Annotated in this window: 7 protein-coding genes; 6 read left to right on the forward strand and 1 reads right to left on the reverse strand. The window is 49.3% G+C overall.

Annotated elements, in window-relative coordinates:
* Positions 1 to 8: 8 nt before the first annotated feature.
* Positions 9 to 134 (reverse strand): protein YhfH, encoded by a 126-nt coding sequence (gene yhfH, locus ON064_RS15940; protein WP_083509120.1) that lies wholly within the window; start codon positions 132 to 134, stop codon positions 9 to 11.
* Between the two features lie 144 nt (positions 135 to 278).
* On the opposite strand from yhfH, the gene lplA reads away from it, so the two are divergent.
* The 6 genes from lplA to ON064_RS15970 all read left to right on the forward strand — a co-directional run bounded on the left by lplA (position 279) and on the right by ON064_RS15970 (position 7,408).
* Entirely contained in the window at positions 279 to 1,271 is a 993-nt protein-coding gene (gene lplA / locus ON064_RS15945; protein ID WP_121301028.1) for a lipoate--protein ligase, read from the forward strand.
* Positions 1,272 to 1,342: 71 nt separating this feature from the next.
* The gene (locus ON064_RS15950; RefSeq protein ID WP_274625543.1) at positions 1,343 to 2,047 is read left to right on the forward strand and encodes a response regulator transcription factor; all 705 of its coding nucleotides are present in this window, start codon (positions 1,343 to 1,345) and stop codon (positions 2,045 to 2,047) included.
* A complete protein-coding gene (locus tag ON064_RS15955) occupies positions 2,047 to 3,054 on the forward strand; it encodes a sensor histidine kinase (RefSeq protein ID WP_407951627.1) in 1,008 nt (335 codons plus the stop codon). Before ON064_RS15950 ends, ON064_RS15955 begins: the two co-directional genes overlap by 1 nt.
* Entirely contained in the window at positions 3,051 to 3,824 is a 774-nt protein-coding gene (locus ON064_RS15960; protein WP_274625545.1) for an ABC transporter ATP-binding protein, read from the forward strand. The genes ON064_RS15955 and ON064_RS15960 overlap by 4 nt, the downstream gene beginning before the upstream one ends.
* A complete protein-coding gene (locus tag ON064_RS15965) occupies positions 3,796 to 5,715 on the forward strand; it encodes an ABC transporter permease (RefSeq protein WP_274625546.1) in 1,920 nt (639 codons plus the stop codon). The genes ON064_RS15960 and ON064_RS15965 overlap by 29 nt, the downstream gene beginning before the upstream one ends.
* A gap of 139 nt (positions 5,716 to 5,854) precedes the next feature.
* Positions 5,855 to 7,408, forward strand: a complete 1,554-nt coding sequence (locus ON064_RS15970) for a fatty acid--CoA ligase family protein (protein WP_274625547.1) — start codon at positions 5,855 to 5,857, stop codon at positions 7,406 to 7,408.
* The last annotated feature ends 9 nt before the right edge of the window (positions 7,409 to 7,417 follow it).

A 7,417-nucleotide genomic window follows, 5' to 3' on the forward strand; every position in this document is an offset into this window, starting at 1 on the left:
TTGTCTATTTAGATTTCGTTGCAGGTCTGGCAGTGATTGCCGTAGCACTCGTGCTGCTCTTCGATTTTCTCTCCGCAAGTGGCACACTGTTTCGGGGGCAAGTTCTTGAAGAATTCGACTACGTTCTCAATCATTTCTACCAGCTCCTTTTTGTTATAGTACTGTAAGTGATAAACACAGTGTATTATAACAGTTTAGATCCGTCAACCCTTAACCGTGATTATTTTGAAAAATTCCGTTAAAATAAAGATAGTCACTAGTAAAAAAGGAGAGAGATCATGTATTTCGTAGATAATAAAGGCATAACAGATCCGCGCATCAACCTGGCCATCGAGGAATATTTATTGAAAACGATGGATGTCGACCAAAACCCGTTCCTGCTGTTCTACATCAATGAACCGTCCATCATCATCGGGAAAAACCAAAACACAGCAGAGGAAATCAATACCGATTATGTGGATTCGAACGGTATCCACGTCGTCCGCCGGCTTTCAGGCGGAGGGGCCGTCTATCATGACCACGGCAATTTAAACTTCAGTTTCATCACAAAAGACGACGGCAACAGTTTCCGTGATTTCCGCAAGTTCACAGAACCGGTCGTCAAAGCTTTGCAGGATATGGGCGTCAATGCCGAACTTTCAGGGCGAAACGACCTTCTCGCTGAAGGACGCAAGATTTCCGGCAATGCACAGTTTGCAACGAGAGGCCGAATGTTCAGCCACGGTACGCTGTTATTCGATACAAAGATGGATGAAGTTGTCTCGGCATTGAAAGTGAATAAGGAAAAGATCGAATCGAAAGGCATCAAATCGATCCGCAGCCGCGTGGCGAATATTTCAGAGTTTTTGGAGCAGGACATGTCGGTTGGACAATTCCGTGAAGCTGTGCTGCATTCAATTTTTGCAGGTGAGGAAAATGTCCGTTTCTGGGAACTCACCGACCAAGATTGGGACAATATCCACGAATTGTCGAGAGAGCGCTACGCTAATTGGGACTGGAATTACGGCAAATCGCCGAAATTCAACATCAAGCATTCGCACCGATTCCCTGTCGGCGGCATCGATGTCCGCCTTCAAGTGGAAAAAGGCATCGTCCAGGAAGCGCATATTTACGGCGACTTCTTCGGCGTCGGCGATGTAGCGGAAATCGAACAGGCACTGACCGGTGTGAAATATGAACGCGCAGCGCTTGCTGAAGCGATTGAAGAGATCGATATCCCGAAACTGCTCGGGGGGATCACGACAGAAGATTTCCTCAAGTTGATTTATTAAGATTTTCTGTGGAGCCTGCTTTCGAGCAGGCTCTTTTGTTAGAATAGAAAGAAACGGAAGGGGGAAGGGACATGGGTGAACAGCGGATATTCATTGTAGAAGATGATGCGAAGATCGCTTCGCTGTTATCGGATACATTGCGCAAATATCATTACCAAGTCGAAACTGCGAAAGACTTCGACCGCATCTTGGAGGAGTTTACCGCCTTCGACCCCCATTTGATTCTTTTGGATATTAATTTGCCTTCTTATGACGGCTATTACTGGTGCCGGCAGTTGAGGCAGCAGACAACTTGCCCAATCTTGTTCATTTCCGCCAGGTCAGGCGAAATGGACCAGGTATTTGCACTGGAAAACGGCGGAGACGATTTCATTACGAAACCTTTCCATTACGAAATCGTCCTTGCAAAAATAAGAAGCCATTTAAGAAGGTCTTATGGGGAATATGCACCAAAACAAGAAGAGCGCACGGTTCGTGCAGGACGGCTCATTTTATATATGGAGCGGCTTGAATTGCATTGCCGGGAAACAGAGATCCCGCTCCAGAAAAGAGAAAGCACCATTTTAGAACTATTGATTGCCGCGTATCCGAAAGTGGTGACGCGTGAGCAATTGCTAGAGGAGCTATGGGATGACCAGGCGTTCGTCGATGAAAATACTTTGAATGTTAATATGGCCCGCGTGCGCAAGAAATTAACGGATTACGGCATCCAGAGTTTCATTGAGACGGTGCGCGGCGCCGGCTACCGGCTGATCCTTGGCAGGGAGGAGCAATGATGCTGCGGTTATTCCTGCGTGAACATGCCGCATTTATCGTATTTCAATTCTTGCTCGTCGGGTTCATCCTGATGCTTTACTGGCTCGATGGATTCCGCAATACGGACACAGCCGTCTATTCATTCATCATCAGCTTATTGCTGCTGGCCAGCTTTCTTGGTGTCCGCTTTGCGATGCGCTACCGTTATTATGAGCGCCTGTTGAGCGACCCGCCGAATATGGAGCATGCTTTGCAGCGGGAAGGTCGTTCGGCTGAAACGTTGCAGACGGAATTGTATATGCAGAAATTGTATCGCCTGTACCAATACGAAGTGCAATCGCTTTATGCGGGCCAGACGCGCCACTTGCAATTCATCAATCAATGGGTGCACCAGATGAAGACGCCGCTATCGGTCATGCACCTGTTATTGCAGGAACCCGAAGAATTGGATAAAGCGAATATCCGCGAAGAAGTGGACCGCTTGCGCGCAGGGCTCGACACAGTATTGATGAACGCTCGCCTCGATACATTCGAGCAGGATATGCAAATCGAGCAGGCGTCGCTGCGCGGCATGGTATCCGAAATGGTGACGGAAAATAAGCGCCTGTTCATCTCGCGCCGCGTCTATCCGGAAATCGACATCGAAGAACGCTATCAAGTGGCGACAGACCGCAAATGGATGAAATTCATCATCGGCCAATTGCTGACGAATGCAGTGAAATACACCTTCGAAGAAAATAAGAAACTGTATATCCGGGCCAGTTGCCTAGAAGGCACTATTACCTTATCGGTGCAGGATGAAGGTATCGGGATTCCGCCATCGGATTTGCCGCGCGTCACCAAAGCCTTCTTTACAGGAGAGAACGGGCGCCTGAGCGGTGAATCGACCGGGATGGGGCTGTATCTAGCGCAGGAAGTATGCAACCGGCTCGGGTATGAGCTGGAAATCACTTCATCGAAAGGCCAAGGGACGACCGTATCGATCGTCTTTCCTTATCAGGAACAGAATGTAGGGGGATCAACATGACAGTAGTGAAAATCGATGAAGTGACCAAAGTCTATGAAGGAAAAGTGACGCATCGTGCGTTGAACCAATTAAGCTTCGAAGTGGAAAAAGGGGAATTCCTCGCAGTGATGGGCCCTTCCGGAAGCGGCAAGACGACGCTATTGAACTTGATTTCAACAATCGATTCATTGACTTCTGGCACCATCCTCATCAATGGCATCAATCCGCATTCGTTGGATAAAGAAGAATTGCCGCTGTTCCGGCGGCGCCAGCTCGGCTTTGTGTTCCAGGATTTCAACTTGCTGCAAATGCTGACGGTGGAGGAGAATTTGGTGCTGCCGCTGACGCTCGACGGCATGCCAATCAAAGAAATGGAAAGCCGCGTCCAAGAATTAGCGGAAAGGCTCCATTTGCAGCCATTTCTCCATAAGAAGCCGAATGAAATTTCCGGTGGGGAAGCGCAGCGCACGGCAATCGGCCGCGCGCTTATCCACCGTCCGGCGCTTATACTCGCGGACGAGCCGACCGGCAATCTCGATTCAAAAGCTTCAAAGGATGTGCTCGAGCTATTGAGCGGCTTGAGCCGTGAGGAAGGCACGACGATTATCATGGTGACGCACGACCCGATCGCAGCGAGCTATTGCGACCGTGTGCTGTTCATCAAAGACGGTGAATTCTTCAATGAAATTTACGGGGATGAGCGCCGCCAAACCTTCTATCAAAAGATTCTCAACGTGTTATCTCTATTGGGAGGCTCCGTCAATGACCTTTCGCCAACTCGCCTTCCGTAACGTTTTCAGGAATTTGAGAAGCTACGCAGCTTTCCTATTGGCCAGCGTCTTTTCGGTCATGGTGTTCTTCATCTATTCGATGTTCATCTTCCATCCGTTATTCGAAGAAGAAGGATTCCGCGTATTGGCTGTGCGTGGCATGTTCATCGCGGAAATCGTGCTGTACATTTTCACGCTGTTCTTCCTGTTCTATTCCTTGAGCGCGTTTTTGCAGGCACGTACGAAAGAATTCGGTGTCTTGATGCATCTCGGGATGAGCAAGAAGCAGCTCAATAAATTGGTATTTTTCGAGACGATGATCCTCGGCGGCCTGTCGACAGCGGCAGGGATCATCTTCGGTTTCGCGTTCACGAAATTCTTTTTCATGATCGGGCGCGAAATCATGCAATTAGAGGAGTTGCCGCTGTATTTCTCCTGGAAGCCGTTCGTCTTGACCATCGGCGCATTCGCCAGCTTGTTCATCATCATCTCGCTCATCAGCGTGTCCTTTATCCGCACGAAACGCGTCGTCGATTTACTGGTAGGCTTCTGGAAGACCGAAGAAGAGGCGGCGTATTCGCCAGCTTTATCAGCGTTCGGATTGTTACTTTTGGGTATTGCGTATTTCCTGGCCGCGACGGTATCCGACCGTACCGTTTACATCATGGTCTTTATCGTCCCGCCACTCGCGACGATCGGCACGTATTTGTTTTTCACACATTCGATCCATACCTTTCTTCAATTGTATAAGAAACGCCGAAGCATCTATTGGCATAAAACACGCCTTGTGTCGCTTGCCGAAGCGGCGGTTAAGTTGAAAGACAGCGCGCAAATGTTCTTTATCGTGACCATCGTCTCGACCGTCGCCTTCCTGACGGTCGGTACGCTTGCCTCGTTCACTTCCTATACAGCAGAGTTCCGGCAAAGCAATCCGCTCGGGTTGATATACGTTTCTTTTGAAGGCAATACACTCGAACAGCAGCAATTGGACCAGCTGAAGCGTGAGCTTGAACAACAGCAGCTTGCCTATACACTCGTGCCTTTGGAAGTGAAGCGTCAGACATCGAGCGCAAGCGGCAATGATGTCGACATTATGTCCTTGTCGGAGTTCAACCGTCTCGCCGTTGCGCTCGGCCATGAACCGGCACGGCTTCAAGCCGGTGAAGCGATGTTCCTGCCGTTTTCACAGGAATCGCTCCGTGAGCTGCAGAAAAGTTACGCAGAGACGGAATTGGTGGAGAGCGGGGTGGAGCTGACGATCGACCAGACCTACCCGCAAGTGCTGTTTCCGGCGCATACCTTGAACGCCAATACGATTATCATGAACAATGAAGATTTCAGCAAAGTGGATGAACCGTTGATGGGTTATCCGCCAGGCACATCGGATTTTCGCTATTATGCTTTCCATGTGCCGGATTGGACAGAGACCGTGTCAATCGGCGAAAACGTCCGCTATCCGATCAGCGAGGCGATGGTCAGCGGAAATTTTGCTGGGCTCAATTATTATTTTGAGAATCCAGGATACGAATACCGCTGGTTTAAATCGTCCTTTGCGTTGTTATTGTTCATCGGATTGATGGTGGCGGCTGTGTTTTTCATTTACTTTAAGTTGTATACAGGGCTCGAGCGCGACCGCAGGCAGTACCAATTGATGGTACGTCTTGGGATGACGGAGCGGGAACTCGGAAAAATCGTTAACCGCCAGCTTGTGCCGCTGTTTTTCCTGCCGTGGGCGCTTGCATTGCTTCACAGTGCTTTCGCATTCATTTCGCTTCAAGTCGTATGGGATGAGTTTGCGGAGCTGTCGATTTTGTCAGAGATGGCAATCGTGCTTGGTGGTTTCACGCTCATGCAGATCCTTTATTTTTTCTTGATTCGCTGGCGTTATATCGCTCATTTGAAAGCTTATTGACCAGAGGGGGCCGCCGGATAATTCCGGGGGCTTTTTTACTGGAGATTTTTGGCGGGCAGTTGTATTGTCTGAAGATTTATTTTATAATGAATAAAGTAAATATGAATGAGTATTCATTCAATAGAAAGAGGGATATTCAATGAATTTGGGAGAACGTGTTCACGAAATTGCACAACAGGAAGCTGGAAGAATTGCTTATACGTTCATGGGCAAAGACACAACTTATGGCGAATTCGACCAATCGGTATCGAAATTCGCTGGTGCATTGCAGGAACTCGGTGTGGAAAAAGGGGACCACGTCGCATTTCTTTTGAGCAACACCCCGCATTTTCTCATTTCGCTATATGCCACTTTGCGCCTGGGCGCGACAGCTGTCCCGGTCAACCCGATCTATAGCCCGGATGAAATCGCTTACATCGTCAATAATAGCGATGCCAAAGTAGTTGTAGCACTGGACGCTTTGCTGCCGCTTGTGGAAAAAGCGCATCAGGCTTTACCAGCAGTGGAAACATATGTCATTTGCGAGACGGATCCAACAACTGCTGAAAAAATGGCGCAGCTGCCGGAAGCAGTCAAAGGAAAAGTCCGTTCCTTCACGCAACTTCTCACAGCTTCTGATGCTTTTGGCGGGACTGCAGACATTTCACAGGATGACAATGCCGTCATTCTCTATACATCCGGGACGACAGGAAAACCAAAGGGAGCGATGTTGACCCATGGCAACCTGTATTCCAACGCGCGCGATGTCGCGGAATATCTCCAAATCACGCAGGATGACCGCGTAGTGGCGACGCTTCCGGTATTCCACGTGTTCGCATTGACGGTCGTCGTCAACGCACCACTTATGCAAGGTGCGACGATTGTGCTCGTTCCGCGCTTCACGCCGCAGGAGGTATTCGCAGCGACAAAAGCGTCCCAGGCGACGGTCTTTGCGGGTGTGCCGACGATGTTCAACTTCATGTATCAACTGCCCGATGTGGACCCGGCGGATTTCGCTTCTGTACGCTTGGCGATTTCCGGGGGATCTGCGATGCCTGTCGCGTTGTTGCATAATTTCGAAGACAAATTCAACGTGCGTATTTCTGAAGGCTACGGCTTGTCCGAAGCATCACCGGTCACATGTTTCAATCCGATCGACCGCGAACGAAAAGCGGGATCGATCGGCACATCAATCATCAATGTCGAAAACAAAGTCGTCAATGAACTCGGCGATGAAGTGCCCGTCGGTGAAGTGGGCGAGCTGATTGTGCGGGGTCCGAACGTCATGAAAGGCTATTACAAAATGCCGGAAGAAACGCAAGCCGCGATCAAAGACGGCTGGCTGTACACAGGGGACTTGGCGAAGATCGACGAAGAAGGCTATTTCTTTATCGTCGACCGCAAAAAAGACATGATCATCGTCGGCGGTTATAATGTCTACCCGCGAGAAGTGGAAGAAGTGCTATTCGCTCACCCAGCGATTGTGGAAGCGGCAGTGGTCGGTTTGCCGGATGCTGACTTCGGCGAATCGGTCAACGCTTATGTGGTGTTGAAAGACGATGCAGTTTCCATTGAGGAGCTGCAAGCATATTGTGCGGAGCATTTGGCGAAATACAAAGTGCCGCGCCATATGGAGATTCTTGATGAATTGCCGAAAAATACGACCGGCAAAATCCTGCGCCGTTCGCTGAAAGACCAAGCTGTAAAAAAATAATCATGAACC

The sequence above is a fragment of the Planococcus sp. A6 genome, assembly GCF_028823615.1.
Classification (GTDB): domain Bacteria; phylum Bacillota; class Bacilli; order Bacillales_A; family Planococcaceae; genus Planococcus.